General features: G+C 35.4%; 16 protein-coding genes. 13 read left to right on the top strand and 3 right to left on the bottom strand.

The features are described from left to right. Positions 1 to 6 precede the first annotated feature (6 nt). The 3 genes from tagH (at position 7) to CWO92_RS03550 (ending at position 2661) form a co-directional block, all read left to right on the top strand. On the top strand, positions 7 to 822 hold the full coding sequence (tagH, locus tag CWO92_RS03560) for a teichoic acids export ABC transporter ATP-binding subunit TagH (RefSeq protein ID WP_101353106.1): 816 nt from the start codon (positions 7 to 9) through the stop codon (positions 820 to 822). A gap of 330 nt (positions 823 to 1152) precedes the next feature. Then, positions 1153 to 2283 carry a DUF4097 family beta strand repeat-containing protein gene (locus CWO92_RS03555; RefSeq protein ID WP_101352830.1) on the top strand — a complete coding sequence of 377 codons (1131 nt, stop codon included), beginning with the start codon at positions 1153 to 1155 and terminating at the stop codon, positions 2281 to 2283. A gap of 21 nt (positions 2284 to 2304) precedes the next feature. Next, the gene (locus tag CWO92_RS03550; RefSeq protein WP_101352829.1) at positions 2305 to 2661 is read left to right on the top strand and encodes a phage holin family protein; all 357 of its coding nucleotides are present in this window, start codon (positions 2305 to 2307) and stop codon (positions 2659 to 2661) included. A gap of 201 nt (positions 2662 to 2862) precedes the next feature. Here CWO92_RS03550 and CWO92_RS03545 read toward each other — a convergent pair whose 3' ends face one another. From CWO92_RS03545 to CWO92_RS03535, 3 genes are all read right to left on the bottom strand, one after another. Beyond that, complete coding sequence (locus CWO92_RS03545; protein ID WP_101352828.1) at positions 2863 to 3501, bottom strand: LysE family transporter; 639 nt, start codon at positions 3499 to 3501, stop codon at positions 2863 to 2865. A 180-nt stretch (positions 3502 to 3681) separates the two neighbouring features. Next, positions 3682 to 3957, bottom strand: a complete 276-nt coding sequence (locus tag CWO92_RS03540; RefSeq protein WP_101352827.1) for a YqhV family protein — start codon at positions 3955 to 3957, stop codon at positions 3682 to 3684. A gap of 484 nt (positions 3958 to 4441) precedes the next feature. Further along, entirely contained in the window at positions 4442 to 5119 is a 678-nt protein-coding gene (locus tag CWO92_RS03535) for an N-acetylmuramoyl-L-alanine amidase (protein WP_233269981.1), read from the bottom strand. A 232-nt stretch (positions 5120 to 5351) separates the two neighbouring features. Here CWO92_RS03535 and hprK point away from each other — a divergent pair, with 232 nt between their 5' ends. The 10 genes from hprK (at position 5352) to CWO92_RS03485 (ending at position 15368) form a co-directional block, all read left to right on the top strand. Beyond that, the gene (hprK, locus tag CWO92_RS03530) at positions 5352 to 6287 is read left to right on the top strand and encodes an HPr(Ser) kinase/phosphatase (protein WP_101352825.1); all 936 of its coding nucleotides are present in this window, start codon (positions 5352 to 5354) and stop codon (positions 6285 to 6287) included. 26 nt (positions 6288 to 6313) lie between these two features. Beyond that, on the top strand, positions 6314 to 7126 hold the full coding sequence (lgt, locus tag CWO92_RS03525) for a prolipoprotein diacylglyceryl transferase (protein WP_101352824.1): 813 nt from the start codon (positions 6314 to 6316) through the stop codon (positions 7124 to 7126). 100 nt (positions 7127 to 7226) lie between these two features. Continuing rightward, entirely contained in the window at positions 7227 to 8171 is a 945-nt protein-coding gene (locus CWO92_RS03520) for a nucleoside recognition domain-containing protein (protein ID WP_101352823.1), read from the top strand. Positions 8172 to 8267: 96 nt separating this feature from the next. Further along, complete coding sequence (ppaX, locus tag CWO92_RS03515) at positions 8268 to 8921, top strand: pyrophosphatase PpaX (protein WP_101352822.1); 654 nt, start codon at positions 8268 to 8270, stop codon at positions 8919 to 8921. After that, positions 8918 to 9454 (top strand): acyltransferase, encoded by a 537-nt coding sequence (locus CWO92_RS03510; RefSeq protein WP_101352821.1) that lies wholly within the window; start codon positions 8918 to 8920, stop codon positions 9452 to 9454. The genes ppaX and CWO92_RS03510 overlap by 4 nt, the downstream gene beginning before the upstream one ends. Positions 9455 to 9744: 290 nt before the next feature. Then, complete coding sequence (locus CWO92_RS03505) at positions 9745 to 11259, top strand: tetratricopeptide repeat protein (RefSeq protein WP_101352820.1); 1515 nt, start codon at positions 9745 to 9747, stop codon at positions 11257 to 11259. 204 nt (positions 11260 to 11463) lie between these two features. Next, positions 11464 to 12408: a thioredoxin-disulfide reductase gene (trxB, locus tag CWO92_RS03500; protein ID WP_101352819.1), complete on the top strand. Its 945-nt coding sequence runs from the start codon at positions 11464 to 11466 to the stop codon at positions 12406 to 12408. A gap of 542 nt (positions 12409 to 12950) precedes the next feature. Then, the gene (locus tag CWO92_RS03495; RefSeq protein WP_101352818.1) at positions 12951 to 13409 is read left to right on the top strand and encodes an NUDIX hydrolase; all 459 of its coding nucleotides are present in this window, start codon (positions 12951 to 12953) and stop codon (positions 13407 to 13409) included. Positions 13410 to 13516: 107 nt separating this feature from the next. Then, positions 13517 to 14428 carry an RNase adapter RapZ gene (rapZ, locus tag CWO92_RS03490; protein WP_101352817.1) on the top strand — a complete coding sequence of 304 codons (912 nt, stop codon included), beginning with the start codon at positions 13517 to 13519 and terminating at the stop codon, positions 14426 to 14428. Further along, on the top strand, positions 14406 to 15368 hold the full coding sequence (locus CWO92_RS03485; RefSeq protein ID WP_101352816.1) for a gluconeogenesis factor YvcK family protein: 963 nt from the start codon (positions 14406 to 14408) through the stop codon (positions 15366 to 15368). Before rapZ ends, CWO92_RS03485 begins: the two co-directional genes overlap by 23 nt. Positions 15369 to 15398: the final 30 nt, after the last annotated feature.

Below are 15398 nucleotides of genomic sequence, written 5' to 3'. Positions count from 1 at the left end.
AGATATGTGAATAAAACAGTAATACTCCGTAATGTTGCGAAAAAATATAAAATGTACAGCAGAACCTCAGATAAATTGCTGGATATTGTAATGCCTAAAGGATATGGGGAGGATTTCTACGCTTTAAGAAATATAAGTTTTGAAGCGGAAAAAGGCGATGTAATTGGTATTATAGGTGTTAATGGCTCTGGGAAGTCTACGCTTTCTAATATCATATCTGGCATTATTCCTCCCACTTCAGGCAGTATTGAAATTAATGGCGATGTAGCCTTAATCGCAATCAACTCTGGATTGGATAATCAGTTAACAGGGAGAGAGAATATTGAACTAAAATGTTTGATGCTTGGCTTTAACAAAAGGCAAATAAAAAAATTAGAGCCTGAGATAATAGAGTTTTCCGAAATTGGAAAATTTATCGATCAACCTGTAAAGAATTATTCAAGTGGAATGAAATCTCGTTTGGGATTTGCAATTTCGGTAAATATAAATCCAGACATTTTAATTATTGATGAAGCGTTATCTGTTGGAGACAAAATATTTGCGGATAAATGTGAAGCTAAAATGAATGAATTTAAAGAAAAGGGTAAAACGATTTTTTTCATTAGCCATTCCCTTAGACAAATTAAAAATTTCTGTGAAAAGGCATTGTGGATTGAGTATGGAGAGGTAAAGTCCTTTGGAGAAGTTTCAGAGGTTGTTCCAAAATACGAAAAATTTCTTAAGGATTATAAAGCAATGTCAGAAATAGAGAGAAAAGAGTATAGGGAGAAAGTAATGGAAAAGAGAAGTAGTGAATACAAGATATCCAATGCTAAAACCTAAAAATGTATGTCTACATATATTTTTAGGTTTTTTTCGTCTATAAAACGAAAATAATTCCATCCTAAGACGGAGGAAGAAAAGGAAGGGTTATGCGAAAATAGAAATAGGTAATAATAATGGCTGTTTTCGTATTAATTGTTGCTTTTCGTAACCGTTATAAATTTCAAGTTAGACTCAGTGTAGGGCGCCTTTTCTTTCTTAAGGCGATTGAAGAGGGATTGGGGATTTCTTTTACAAAAGCAGCAAAGCTTAATAAAAGAGCCTTGTTAAAAAATTTATGTACAAATCCATCTTTAGAGGATCTTAATAATCATAAAGGAGGAGCTAAAGATGCAAATGGAAAGAAAGCGTATTTTAGATCTAGTGAAGGACGGAAAACTTTCGACAGAGGAAGCATTAACCTTATTAGAAGCTTTGGATAATGAAAATAAACGAAAAGACGAAAATGTACACGATATAAAACATGAAATTGATTCAGCCGCGAAGGGTAATCATGATCAAGATAACCATGCTAATAAAGAGGATGCAGAAGAAGGATTTCAATTCAATGCAACTCGCGAGAAAATTTTAGACTTTGTTAATTCCGCGGTGAAAAAAATTAAAGAGTTTGAATTCCCCTTTAATCAATCAGTTGAATTTCCACATGTATTTCAACAACCAGAAGCAGAATTCACTCAGATTGACATTGATGTTGCAAATGGTCATGTCGAAATAAAACCTTGGGATCAACCTGATACACGTGTGGAATGTCAAGCGAAGGTATATAGAAAAGATCAACGTGATGATGCCCGCAGCTTTTTTATTGAAAACAGCTATTTTTCGGTAGAAAATAAACGATTGCGCTTTTCTACTCAATCGAAATGGATGAAAGTTGATACTGTCGTTTATGTTCCAAGAAGCACGTATGAAAAGGCGATTATTCGTACCTTTAATGGAAGAATAACTGCTGAAAAATTAGATGTCCAGGATTTTAAAACAAAAACAGCAAACGGCAAAATTTCTTTACATGATATGATAACAGATAAATTGGAGGCCGAAACAGCAAATGGCAAAATTACTATTCAAAATAGTAAAGCAAAAAGACTTGCTGCTGAAACCATGAATGGTCAAATAGATGTTGTCGGCTCCTATCATATCGTTGACTTGCAATCATTTAATGGCAATGTTCACTGCACTTTAAAAAATCAAGCTGATACTGTTCATGTAAAAGCTGTAACAGGGAATATTAATCTCTTCCTTCCTGATGGATGTGGTGTGGAGGGGGAATGTAAATCTAACTTTGGAAGTATAAAAATTGAGTTAGATGATGTAGAAACCATATCAGAAAAGAAGGATATAGCACAAAAACAAATAAGCTTCAAGAAATCTGGTGAAACCGAAGAATTAACAAGAGTATTTGCAGACACTAAAACTGGCTCTGTTAATATTAAAAAAGTGGAGAAAAAAGAAGCTGTACTATAGGAAGGATGAGGTTTCGTTTTAATGAGGTGGTTAATAAGTATTTTCATCAATGCAATACTATTCGTAGCAATAGCAGGTTTTTTCCACAGCTTCGAAGTATCAAGTTTTGGAGCTGCAGTGGCGGCAAGCTTCGTATTATCAATTTTGAATGTATTGGTACGTCCTATTTTGATTATATTAACTCTGCCAATAACAATTTTGACATTAGGAATATTTCTTATAGTCATTAATGCCATCACGTTATTAATAACAGATAAGCTTATGGGGGAAAGCTTTGAAATCCATAGCTTTGGGATGGCATTCTTAATGGCAGTTATTATGTCTGTTACCAATATTATTTTGCAAAATACTATCTTAAATAAAGGAAAATATGACTAGTCAATTTTAAAATGTACTCTATAGGGTAGACACCTCGAAAATGTACTACTCTATAGGGTTCGTTTTTGACAATCACTATTCTCAGCGGAATACGTAGTACTTTTGTTTTTCTGTTATTTCTCGATTCCATATTAATAACCTTCTTAATACGCAGTTTTTTGTTTGTACAAACACAGAGATGAAATACAAAAAGTAAAAACTTTATGTCCATCCTGCTAAAACCTTCATTCCTTGAACTCCAAAATATAATCCAAATACAATCAAAGAGGTACCTGAAACCACCGATATAATTTTTAGTGTCCTGACATTTAAAAACCTTCTAAACCCACTTGTTAAGGCTGCAATAAAAATGTCCCATATGGTTAATCCGAGAAAAATCATACTGCTGTATAGAATAAGCGCTTCTGACCCGTAAGTTGCGGCAGTTTTTGCTAAAACGGAACCATAAATACCAATCCAAAACAAAATGGACAGTGGGCTAGTGATAGACATAAAAAATCCAATAAAAAAACATCTATGTATCGGTTCTTTTCCCCTCGTATGATTTAAGTTTATGTTTTTCACTTTAACAATGCTCTCAATACCAGTGTAAATGAGTACAAATGCCCCAAAAAGCCAAAGAAAAACTTGAATTAATGAAATTCCCAAAAACTCAACAAAGCCTAAATAAACCAATAACATAAAACAACCATCTGCTATCAATGAGCCTGCTCCGACACTCCATGCATGCCAAAAACCATTTTTTATGCCTTTATCAAGCCTTGCAGAATTTACTGGGCCAATTGGAGCGGCAAGTGTTAATCCTAAGAAAATATAACTAATTAGAACACCAAGATTCATTGAATCACTCCTAAATACATGGGATACTTGTACATAATTTGTAAAAGAAAAACCCCAATCAAGAGGTTTTTCTCCCCTACTAAACAAATTTGGCAGGAATAGACCTTATAGGGGGTGGTTGTAATTAATGTTGGCGGTGTATCGTGAATATAAGGCGGAAAATAAATAATTAAGTGTTTTTTATTTTACTTTTATTCCAATTAGTAATAAGATGACTCCGCTAAAAATTAAAGAGATTTTCAGTAAAGATAATTTCTCGGAAATACCGATTAACCCCACGGCAGTCGTAAGAATTAAAATACTAGGTCCGACTAAGGCTAATGAACTGTTAACAATAAGCGCTTTTTCGGCATCGTTCAATTTTAATATAAGAATGGCTGCAAATACCTCAATACTCCCGGAAATCATCCTTAAAATAGCCATGATTAACACCGACTTTTCAAAAAATAAGAACATATACACTCCCCAACCACGTTTTAAATTGTTTTCAATATGTAAGATAAAAAGATTAGCTAAATGCACTAAGCACAAGATTATTTGGATAGAAAACCTATCTATATAACATACCTAGATAGCACCACCAATCCCAACCTCCCACGCATGAAAAAGCTGTATTTGTTTCCTAAATTCATTTCGGCAGATTTGACTGGACAATAGGGCTGTAAGGTTTAAAACTAAGCACTAAAGCACTAAACTAAACAAATATAAGCTTGTATATTTTATGTCCAGGTAGGTGATAATAAAACCTTTTTTCTTTTTCATATAGTTTAAATTCATCATGATTTTTTTATTAATTCAGATTTTGATTCCCATGAGCGCTATCAAATGCACTGGAGAAAAAAGTAACCCCTGTTCCATACAGAGGTTATCTTATTAAAGTAGTCAGGTCACATTTGGATGTATTACTTTAAAAGGGTACATATTATGTAATATATTTCCATCATTCTACTAAAATCGGATTATATCCTTTTTCCTTTAATTCCTTTATTAATGCTTGTGCATTTTCTTTGTTCTCAAAAGCTCCGATCTGAACACGGTATATTTTTTTCTTAACAGGATTTTTTGTTGGCGAGGTAATCTTCTTTAAATGGTATTGGTCTACGATACCTTTTACTATCGCTTCCGCACATGTTTTCTGGTAGGTTTTCGATTTTAATAAGGAAGCTTCTTTTTTATTAGTATAAAATCCGCATTCACAAAGAATGGCGGTCATTTCTGTTTCACGTAAAACATGAAAATCAGCTGTTTTTATACCTCGATTCCTTAGACCTGTTTCAATCACCAGATTTTTTTGGACTTTTTCCGCTAAATCCACGGCTTCCTTTGGTTTTGTTACATATACATAAGTTTCAATGCCATTTGCATCGTTCCAGGTAGTGCCATATGCGTTAGCGTGGATAGAAATATAACAATCTACTTTTAATTTGTTTGCTTTGTCTGACCGTTTTTTTAATGGGATATCTTCTTGCTTTGAATGGGCAAAATATACGGTAACCCCTTTATAATCATTCAAAAGTTCTTTCGTATATTCCGCTACTTTGTGATTGAATTCAAATTCTTTAAAGTTGTCAGGGCTTCTCTTTCCAACTGTATTAGGACCATGACCAGCATCTAGCATTATTTTCAATTCACTCTCCTCCTTAGGTTTATTGAATATACAGATTGTCTACTTTTATCATATGCTTTGATGCATAATTTCGGTACCTATGTTGGACATTTGTAAAGTTAAAGGCTAGTCTTCCGCTACATTGTAATGCTACAATAAAGAAAGCTTTACTCATATAGTAGGAGAATTTTGTTTATTGCTTGTCTGTATACTAATGCAGATTGAATGCAAGGAGGATAATACTTTGGCGAAGGTTCGTGTTGAGGACATTATTAAAAAGTTTAATTTAGAATTAATTAGTGGGGAAGAAGGCATCCATCGCCCTATTACGACAAGTGATATTTCACGTCCAGGTTTGGAGATGGCAGGATTTTTTAATTACTATCCTGCAGATCGAATTCAGCTGTTAGGAATGACGGAGATTACCTTCAGTTCACGCTTGGATCAGGATGAAAGGAAGCATCGCTTGGAGCAGCTCTGCAGCGATTTAACACCAGGAATTATTATTTCTCGAGGGTTGGATATACCAGAAGAATTAATAGAAGCCTCAAATGAATATTCTGTTCCAGTTATGCGTACAAATATGAAAACAACACGGTTTTCAAGCCATTTAACAAACTACTTAGAATTTAAGTTAGCACCAACAACTGCGGTTCATGGTGTCCTTGTTGATATTTACGGAGTCGGAGTTCTAATTACTGGTAAAAGTGGTGTCGGTAAAAGTGAAGCAGCTTTGGAACTAGTAAAAAGGGGACATCGTCTTGTTGCAGATGATTGTGTTGAGATTCGTCAAGAAGATACGGATTCTTTAATAGGGAATGCTCCAGATTTAATAGAGCATTTATTAGAGATTCGTGGCCTCGGAATAATAAATGTGATGACACTTTTTGGAGCGGGAGCGGTTCGCAGCCATAAACGCATCACTATGGTTGTAAATTTAGAGCTATGGGATCAAATGAAACAATATGACCGTCTAGGATTAGATGAAGAAAAGATAAAAATTATTGATACAGAGTTGCCAAAATTAACTATCCCTGTTCGTCCGGGAAGAAACTTAGCCATTATCATTGAAGTAGCAGCAATGAATTATCGCTTGAAGAAAATGGGGGTAAATGCTGCTCAGCAATTTACAGAGAGACTCGCGGACGTCATTGAAGATGGAGATAATGACGAAAAATAAACTTTCCAAGGAAAGGAGCAATGAATATGGATAATATTAAACCACTAAATCCAATAGCGCTACATCTAGGGTCCTTTGAAGTACATTGGTATGGAATTATTATTGGATGCGGCATAGCCATTGGTTTATACTTAGCCATTCGTGAAGGAGAAAAGCTAGGGATTGATAAAGATTTATTTGCTGATTTAATGATCTGGGCAATTCCTATCTCGATTATATGCGCGCGTATTTACTATGTTCTTTTTGAATGGAGTTATTATTCGGTACATCCGAGTGAAATTATTAAGATATGGAATGGTGGAATTGCCATTCATGGTGGATTAATCGGAGCTGTTTTGACCGCTATTATTTTTTCCAAAGCAAAAAACGTGTCCTTTTGGAAACTGGCGGATATTTGTGCACCGAGCCTAATTTTAGGTCAAGCAATTGGCCGCTGGGGCAATTTCATGAACCAAGAGGCGCACGGCAAAGAAGTTAGTCGTACGTTCCTAGAGAATTTGCATTTACCTGATTTTATTATTAATCAAATGTATATTAATGGTCATTATTATCATCCTACTTTTTTATATGAATCTGTTTGGGATTTGGTTGGCTTTATCCTATTAATATGCTTAAGAAAAGTAAATTTGCGCAGAGGAGAGTTATTCTTAAGTTATTTAATTTGGTATTCGATAGGAAGATTCTTCATAGAAGGAATGAGAACAGACAGTTTAATGTTAACTAGTGATCTACGTATGGCTCAAATGATTTCGATCGCATTAGTAGTAGTATCCATTATTTTATGGATCTTCAGAAGAAAAGCAGGTTATTCTGCAATCCACTACCATGAAATGGGATAAGGGTCCGGTTCCTCGTCCCAACTAATCATTTTTAAGTATTGTAAGCAACACCTGTAACTAAGTTTTCAATATAACAAGAACCTTGGGGAGAATTACTGAAATGCTGCAAACGCTAAAAATAGGACTATGGGCAGGGTTAAAAACGACTTGGACATTAGGGAAAATTATTTTTCCTATTACATTAGTGATCACCATTTTGCAATTTACTCCAATATTACCTTGGGTTATAAAAATCGTCACACCGTTAATGAAGCTTATTGGCTTATCGGGTGATGCAGCAATTCCAATTGTATTAGGGAATTTTTTGAATTTATATGCAGGGATTGCAGGTATTTTATCCGTTGACTTGTCACTTAAAGAGGTATTCATTATTGCAGTCATGCTAAGCTTCGCTCATAATTTATTTATTGAATCAAGTGTCGCTGTTAAAGTAGGGGTAAAAATTTGGGTGATGATACTTGTGCGAGTTGGTTTGGCTATTCTTTCCGCAGTCATCATTAATTTATGCTGGCATGGCGGTCAACAGCCTGTTCATTTTGGCACAATCGTACCGGAACAAGAGAAAATCGTTGGAGTTTGGGCGATTATGTTAAATGGATTGGAAAAAGCTGCATTAGGTGTGATAAAGCTTGCGGAAATTGTAATTCCATTGATGATTGGTATTCAAATTTTAAAAGACTTGAAGTTACTCCATCTATTCTCTCGTTGGATGGCACCGTTGACAAAATTATTGGGAATGAGAGAAAACACCTCTACAACCCTTGCAGCTGGATTATTTTTTGGTTTAGCATATGGAGCTGGGGTAATGATTCAAGCAGTTAAAGAAGACGGTGTTAGCAAGAAAGATGCTACACTAGCTTTCATTTTTCTTTGCGGATGTCATGCAGTTGTTGAAGACACATTAATCTTTGTTCCTCTCGGGATACCTGTTATCTATCTTTTACTTATTAGACTAGTTACGGCTATCCTTTTAACCTTTATAGTCGGAATTATATGGAATCGCATTGATTACTCCAAACGTACTCCAAGCACCATTGAAGGGTAAAACAGAAACTGGTACATACCGGTTTCTTTTCATTTTTTGTAAAAAGATTTATCATTATTTATGAACAGTATTTGACAGTAGAAAGGGTAGCGAAGGATGCAAAAACAAATAACGACAATTCTTTTTGATTTAGATGGAACATTAATTGACACAAATGAATTAATCATTGCTTCTTTTTTACATACATTAAATCATTATTATCCAGATAAATACACAAGAGAGGATGTGCTCCCATTCATTGGGCCATCTTTAAAGGAAACCTTCTCGTCTATCGATGTCGATAAGGTGGATGAAATGATTGAGAGATATCGCACGCATAATTTAGCACATCATGATTTATTAGTAAAAGAATTTGATGGTGTATACGAGACGGTAAAAACGCTTAAAGAAAAAGGTTATAAGCTTGCGATTGTATCTACGAAAACTTCCTCTACAGTAAGAAAGGGCCTAAAGTTAACAAATTTGGACGGTTTTTTTGAAATCATTATCGCTATCGATGATGTTCAAAATGTTAAGCCGCATCCTGAACCAATCGAAAAAGCATTGAAGTTACTTGGTTCTACGCCACAGGAAGCGATTATGATTGGAGATAACTATCACGATATTTTAGGAGCAAAAAACGCAGGAACATTCTCTGCAGGAGTAGCATGGTCTGCAAAGGGAAGAGCATATATTGAAAGTTATGAACCCGATTATATTCTAGATAATATGCGTGACCTGCTAAAAATCGTGGGAGCGATAGATGAATGAGAAAAACGGAACGTTTTCCGGTTTCAGGTGCAAATTCCTTATGGCATGTATATAAAACCGTTCCTTTTTGGAAGGTGGTCAAAAACTTCCTAGTTATACAATTAGCAAGATATACTCCGATTTTGGGTTTGAAAAATTGGCTGTATCGAGTCTTTTTAAGAATGGAGATCGGAAACCAAACATCTTTTGCATTAATGGTTATGCTGGATGTTATGTTTCCGGAGAAAATTTCTGTTGGAAAAAATACCGTGATAGGCTATAACACAACGATACTAGCTCATGAATATTTAATAAAGGAGTACAGGCTAGGAAATGTAAGCATTGGCAACGAAGTGATGATTGGCGCCAATTCGACCATTTTGCCAGGAGTAACCATTGGAGATGGTGCGATTGTTTCAGCGGGAACATTAGTACATAAGGATGTTCCGGCAGGTTCTTTCGTTGGCGGAAACCCAATGAAAGTCATTTATACAAAGGAACAATTAGAAGAAAGACGGGCAAATGATCCGATATATAGAAAAGAAATAGAATAATGAACGGAAGGTATCTATGTTATATAGGTACCTTCATTGTGTAAATCGGAAAGCTTTTCTTTTATTAGATATGCATTTTATAAGCGACCGTTATGGGCAATTCAATGGTATTACTTTTATTATTTGCCTGTTAATCATTGTAGTTTTATATGGTATACTACAGTAGTTATAGTGTTAGTCGTATAATTTTTAAATTGATATAAATAATGTCATGGCAGTTTTTCGTAATCATTCTGTTTTCACACGAAAAACTGCTATCGTTAACTTTGGAAGATTTGTGAGGGACCTTCATGGCAAAAGACTCAAAATTAAGGCAGGAGCAAGGTGTTGTCCTGTCCTTTATACCTACAGGAGAATATTATTTTAATAAAGGAATAAATGCTTACCATCGACATGACTTAAAGAAAGCCAAGAAATATTTGCAGCGTGCTATGCAGCTGGAACCATATGAACCGATGATTGCCTGTCAGCTTGGTCTGGTTTGTATGCAGTTGGATGAGTTTCAATTATCTAATGATCTTTTTACCCGTATTTTAGAGGAATTGGATCCCAATATGACAGAATGCCATTATTTTTTGGCAAATAACTTTGCTGAGTTAGGACTATTTCATGAAGCATATAAACATGCCAATAAATATTTAGAAATAGATCCATATGGAGAATTTGCAGAAGAAGCAGAGGACTTAATATATGTCATTAATACGGAAGAAACAGATTTAGAGGATTCCTTATATATGCAGGATGAGCTAATTATGAAACAGGAGAAGGCAAGACAGCTTCTCGAATCTGGGAATTTTCAAATGGCTATTGAAAATTTAAAAGAAATGATTGAAAAGTATCCGGATTTTTGGTCAGCCTATAATAATTTAGCTCTTGGCTATTTTTATTTAGGCGAAATGGAGAAAGCTGCCAATGTGTTAAAGGAGCTTTTAGATAAAAACCCGGGAAATCTCCATGCACTTTGTAACTTGGCTGTATTCTTATTTCATCAGCATCGTGATGAAGAACTTCAGGAACTATTGGACGGTCTAGAAAAAATCCAGCCGTTATTAATTGAACACCAGTATAAGCTTGGTGCTACGTTTGCTTTGTTGGGAAAACATCATAAGGCATTTTATTGGTTAAACAAATTAAAGAAAAAAGGCTTTGAGGGAGATGCAAGCTTTTACTACTGGCTCTCACATGTTGCCTATTCGACTGGTCATGAACAAACATCTCGATCTGCTTGGAAGCAATTATTGGAGTTAAGCCCGGAAAAAGAGGGATCAGAGCCTTGGAATAATAATCAACAAACCGATGCTGGTTTTGAAAACCATGTTACATCCATCCTTAATAAATTGAGAAGCGATTATTTGGAAGAACGGCTATTCGGGATTTTTCTCATTTCTGTTACGGATAGAAAACAGGAAATTATTTCACACTCTGATTTTAAAAGCTTGGATGAATTTACGATTACCGAGAAATTATATCTGGCAAACGTATTGGATGCAGGTATGAAAGAACAATTTGATCCAGATGGAATCATTGGGAAAGGGCATGGTGTTGCCTCTTTATTATATGAACATCATCACCCTATTTATCCACAAACAACAGGATTATTTCATATGTGGTTCTCCATATTTATTAATGGGTTAAAAGAGGGAGTTTCTTTTACGAATCAGAATGCTTACGCAGCAGCAGTCGATTATGTATGGAACCAGTTTCAAAACGAGAAAATAAGTCAATCAGAGATTTCAAGACGTTATCATATTTCACCATCGACCTTACAGAAATACATTAAAACAATCCGTCAATATTATCAGTAAGCATATGTTTGGACGGAGAAAGAACATTCTTTTAATATATAGATAATGATTCTCGATTTAGGATTGTTTGGAAAAGCAGAAGTTTAGATATATGCCGTGATGGCTTATCTTTAATAAAAATCAATATCGGGAATGATAATAAAGAGTAATATAGATAAGAAATAGATAAAGTAAAATATGGGTGTTGTAAGGAGTGTTTGAGATATGGATGAAAAAATATATGATCTCATCATAATTGGCGCTGGTCCTGCTGGAATGACAGCTGCTGTGTATGCTTCACGTGCAAACTTATCTACATTAATGATTGAGCGCGGTGTTCCTGGAGGACAAATGGCGAATACAGAGGAAGTGGAAAATTATCCTGGATATGACAGTATACTAGGACCTGAGCTTTCCAATAAAATGTTTGAGCATGCCAAAAAATTTGGTGCTGAATATGCTTATGGTGATATTAAAGAAATTGTTGATGGTGAAGAATATAAGACACTGAAAGCAGGTTCTAAAGAATATAAAACCAGAGCGATTATTATCGCTACAGGTGCCGAATATAAGAAAATTGGCGTTCCAGGTGAAAAAGAATTGGGCGGACGCGGTGTTTCTTATTGTGCGGTTTGTGATGGAGCTTTCTTCAAGAACAAGGAATTAGTGGTTGTTGGTGGAGGAGACTCTGCAGTAGAAGAAGGTGTATATCTTACAAGATTCGCTAGTAAGGTAACGATTGTTCATCGCCGCGATCAATTAAGAGCACAAAAAATCTTGCAAGATCGTGCTTTTGCAAACGAAAAAGTGGATTTTATTTGGAATCATACGGTGAAAGAAATTAACGAAAAAGATGGAAAAGTTGGCTCTGTGACCCTTGTATCGACCGAAGATGGCAGTGAAAGGGAATTTAAAGCGGATGGTGTATTTATTTACATTGGATTAGTTCCTTTAACAAAACCTTTCGAAGGTCTTGGTATTGTAAATGAAACAGGGTATATCGAAACAAATGATGATATGGAAACGAAAATTCCTGGTATTTTTGCAGCTGGAGATGTTCGTGAGAAGACACTTCGCCAAATTGTAACTGCAACTGGTGACGGAAGTATTGCTGCCCAGAGTGCTCAACATTATATAGAGGAATTGAAAGAAAAGCTAAACATTAAGTAAATATCAGTAGTACTTTAATCTTTTAAAGAGATATTTGATAAAAGTAATTTTGTTTTAATTTTCCTGTAATCATTGTGAAACATTCATCCTGTATGATTAAGACAAATGAAATTGACCCCCTTTTTAATAAGAACCCTTGATAAGCCCAGGCGATTGCCTGGAGCTTTTTTTATGGTTTCAAATTGGATTTTGAGTATTTATATGTATCAATTGACGCTGTATACAAAGCATTGGGTAAATAATTGAATATAACGTAGCCCTTTTTGATTTAAACAATACATTCTTATGTTTTTACATTTGTTAGGAAGGTAGATAAATAGTATAATAAAATGAATATAAAAAGACGTTAACTCTTTTATTTAAGGCTTTTTTCTTATAATTTGATGTATCTTAAACAGAAAACGTTTTAAATTTCCACATCCCATTTCAGAGTGATATTCTTTTAAGGAAAGGCTAGTCTCCAAATACATGAAATAGTAGGCCAAATGGGTGTGCAACAACAACTTATACGAAAACAGCCTAACTATAAAGAGGTGAGTGTAGTGCAACGTGTAACGAATTGTATATTGGTGAAAGACAATGAGGTATTACTATTGCAAAAACCCCGGCGAAATTGGTGGGTAGCTCCAGGTGGAAAAATGGAACAAGGAGAATCCATTAGGGAATCAGTAATTAGAGAATATCGGGAAGAAACAGGAATTTTCCTAAAACAACCGACATTAAAGGGAATATTTACTTTTGATATATTCGATAAGGATAAAATCGTATCAGAGTGGATGATGTTTTCCTTCATGGCAACAGAGTATGACGGATTACAGTTATTGCAATCAGACGAAGGAATTTTAGCATGGCACCCAATTGAGGAGATAAAGAACTTACCGATGGCAAAAGGTGATTATCATATTTTAGATTATCTTGTTCACGGAAAAGGTATTATCTATGGTCAATTTACATATACACCTGATTTCGAATTAATTTCATATCGAATTGACCCAAGTTAAGATGATTTTACATGGGAACAAATTGTTGGTTTTTTCCATATCGTGTTAGCTAGAAAAGGGCACAAATACCATCTTTTGCGGGGTAATATAACGGGAGGAAAACGATCATGAGCATAGGTGCAAATAATGTTCAACTTGTTATCATAACAGGAATGTCTGGTGCGGGAAAAACGGTAGCTATTCAAAGCTTTGAAGATTTGGGGTTTTTTTGTGTGGATAATTTGCCGCCAACTTTGCTTCCTAAATTTTTGGAGCTCATGAAGGATACGAATAATAAAATGAATAAAGTAGCACTTGGTATGGACCTTCGTGGCAGGGAATTCTTTGATTCTTTATTCAAAGCGCTTGATGAATTAGCTGAAATTTCCTGGGTTGCTCCGCAGATTCTTTTCTTGGATGCTGATGATTCCGTATTAGTTCGAAGATATAAAGAGACACGTCGTGTACATCCTCTATCCCCTTCAGGGTTGCCTTCGGAAGGCATTGCTCAAGAAAGAATGCTACTGGAGGAATTAAAGGGACGGTCGCAAATTTTATATAATACTTCGAAAATGACACCAAGAGAATTAAGAGAAAAAATATTAACGGAATTCTCCCTAAATAAACAGGCGACCTTTACAGTGAATGTTATGTCATTTGGCTTTAAACACGGAATTCCAATTGATGCAGATTTGGTTTTTGATGTAAGATTTCTTCCCAATCCCCACTATATTCAACATATGCGGCCAAAAACGGGATTGGATCAAGAAGTATATGAATATGTGTTGAAATGGAATGAGACTCATAAATTCCTCGAGAAGGTTACGGACCTGCTTACCTTCATGCTACCCCATTATAAAAGAGAAGGAAAGAGTCAATTAGTAATCGCAATAGGTTGTACAGGGGGACAGCATCGATCCGTTGCTTTAACAGAATATATCGGCCACTATTTTGAGCAAGATTATCATACGTGCATTTCCCATAGGGATATTAAGCATAAAGAAGGGAAACAACAGCATGAAGACGGAAAAAAAATCTAAAATCGTGATCATCGGGGGAGGGACCGGATTACCTGTATTGTTAAGAGGGTTAAAAAAATATCCCGTCGACATTACTGCCATTGTAACGGTAGCAGATGATGGCGGAAGTTCGGGAAGAATCCGCGAAGAAATGGATATGCCGTCTCCTGGAGATATTCGAAATGTGTTGGCAGCTTTATCCGATGTCGAGCCATTAGTGGAGCAAATGTTTCAGCATCGCTTTAAGACAGATAACGAACTGTCTGGGCATTCACTAGGCAATTTGATTATTGCGGCTTTAACATCCATTACAGGCAATTTTGTACATGCTGTCCAAGAAATGAGCAAAGTATTGAACGTACATGGAAAAGTTTTGCCTGCAGCGAATCAAAGCGTTGTTCTTCATGCGGAAATGACTGATGGAACGATTGTATCAGGAGAATCAAAAATCCCCTTTTCCGGAAAGAAAATAAAACGTGTTTTTTTGACACCGGATGTGATTTATCCGCTTTCTGAAACGATAAGGGAGATACGACAAGCAGATTTAATCGTGATTGGACCTGGAAGCTTATATACAAGTGTATTGCCAAATTTAATTGTTCCTCAGTTAGGTGAGGAGGTTTGCAAGGCGAAGGCAAAGAAGGTCTATATTTGCAATTTAATGACACAGGCTGGGGAAACGCTTGATTATACGGCCAGTGACCACGTCGAAGCAATATATCAACATATGCAATGCCGTTTTATTGATACTATTTTAGTAAATAACGAAGAAATTCCTCAAAACATTCAAGAACGATACAAAGAGGAACTAGCAAAGCCTGTAGTCTACGATGTAGATAATTTAGTGAATTTAGGTTTAGATGTCATTTATGATCAAATTCTTACGTATGAAGGTGGATTAATCCGTCACGATACGGATAAAGTAGCAAGAATTTTATATGACATGCTGCCAAGTAAATAAATGAAATAAGTGAAATACTCACTTTTGGAG

Source organism: Heyndrickxia camelliae, from assembly GCF_002844575.1.
Taxonomy (GTDB): Bacteria; Bacillota; Bacilli; order Bacillales; family Bacillaceae_C; genus Margalitia; species Margalitia camelliae.
This window is presented reverse-complemented; position numbering and strand designations above follow the sequence as displayed.

Bases quoted from the DNA above. Each gene is read 5' to 3' on its own strand.
- CWO92_RS03555 (WP_101352830.1), top strand. From the start codon at position 1,153: ATGCAAATGGAAAGAAAGCGTATTTTAGATCTAGTGAAGGACGGAAAA.
- CWO92_RS03550 (WP_101352829.1), top strand. From the start codon at position 2,305: ATGAGGTGGTTAATAAGTATTTTCATCAATGCAATACTATTCGTAGCA.
- CWO92_RS03545 (WP_101352828.1), bottom strand. From the start codon at position 3,501: ATGAATCTTGGTGTTCTAATTAGTTATATTTTCTTAGGATTAACACTT.
- CWO92_RS03540 (WP_101352827.1), bottom strand. From the start codon at position 3,957: ATGTTCTTATTTTTTGAAAAGTCGGTGTTAATCATGGCTATTTTAAGG.
- CWO92_RS03535 (WP_233269981.1), bottom strand. From the start codon at position 5,119: ATGCTAGATGCTGGTCATGGTCCTAATACAGTTGGAAAGAGAAGCCCT.
- lgt (WP_101352824.1), top strand. From the start codon at position 6,314: ATGGATAATATTAAACCACTAAATCCAATAGCGCTACATCTAGGGTCC.
- CWO92_RS03520 (WP_101352823.1), top strand. From the start codon at position 7,227: ATGCTGCAAACGCTAAAAATAGGACTATGGGCAGGGTTAAAAACGACT.
- ppaX (WP_101352822.1), top strand. From the start codon at position 8,268: ATGCAAAAACAAATAACGACAATTCTTTTTGATTTAGATGGAACATTA.
- CWO92_RS03510 (WP_101352821.1), top strand. From the start codon at position 8,918: ATGAGAAAAACGGAACGTTTTCCGGTTTCAGGTGCAAATTCCTTATGG.
- CWO92_RS03505 (WP_101352820.1), top strand. From the start codon at position 9,745: ATGGCAAAAGACTCAAAATTAAGGCAGGAGCAAGGTGTTGTCCTGTCC.
- trxB (WP_101352819.1), top strand. From the start codon at position 11,464: ATGGATGAAAAAATATATGATCTCATCATAATTGGCGCTGGTCCTGCT.
- rapZ (WP_101352817.1), top strand. From the start codon at position 13,517: ATGAGCATAGGTGCAAATAATGTTCAACTTGTTATCATAACAGGAATG.
- CWO92_RS03485 (WP_101352816.1), top strand. From the start codon at position 14,406: ATGAAGACGGAAAAAAAATCTAAAATCGTGATCATCGGGGGAGGGACC.